Annotated in this window: 1 protein-coding gene; it reads left to right on the top strand. The window is 75.3% G+C overall.

The genetic code is table 11. The features are described 5' to 3' along the window. Positions 1–740, top strand: a 740-nt coding sequence (locus R6V09_RS54260) for a DUF5691 domain-containing protein (protein ID WP_317888702.1), incomplete at both ends; no start/stop codon positions are given.

Here is a 740-nt window from a genome sequence, read left to right as displayed (position 1 = left end):
GGGCCCGCGCGCGTTGTGGCTGGCCCGGCTGAACCCGGACTGGCGGTTCGCCCTGCGCGCCACCCCGGGCGGCGGCGCGGCCCTGCCGGACCTGGACGACCCGGGTCAGGTCCAACAGCTGTGGCAGGAGGGGCTGTTCGCCGAGCGTGTCGCCCTGCTCGCGGCGATACGCGCACAACGTCCCGCGGTCGCAAGGGAACTGCTCGTCGCCACATGGGCGACGGAGCGCGCGGAGGACCGGCTGATGTTCCTCGACTCGCTGCGGACGGGGCTCACTGCCGAGGACGAGCCTTTCCTGGAGCAGGCGTTGGCCGACCGGAGCCGCAACGTACGGGCCACGGCGGCGGAGTTGCTGTCGGCGCTCCCGGACTCGGCGCTCGCCGCGCGGATGGCGGTCCGGGCCGCGGCCTGTGTGGCGGTCGACCGTACGCGCGAGGAGCCCGGCCTGGTCGTGGAGGCGCCGCACGAGTGCGACTCAAGCATGGAGCGGGACGGTGTGGTCGCGAAGGCTCCGGCAGGGCGAGGTGAACGGTCGTGGTGGCTGGGACAGTTGGTGGAGGCGACACCGCTTCGGACCTGGGAGCGGCGGCTGGGCGGCCGTACGCCCCGGGAGATCGTGGCGCTGGCGGTGGCGGACGACTGGCGGAGCGAGCTGCACGCCGCGTGGTGCCGGGCGGCGGTGCGGCAGCGGAACGCCGAGTGGTCCCGGGCGTTGCTCGGGGCGCCGTCGGCGCCCGAGG

The sequence above is a fragment of the Streptomyces sp. W16 genome, assembly GCF_033194735.1.
In the GTDB taxonomy this organism is placed as follows: Bacteria; Actinomycetota; Actinomycetes; order Streptomycetales; family Streptomycetaceae; genus Streptomyces.
This window is presented reverse-complemented; position numbering and strand designations above follow the sequence as displayed.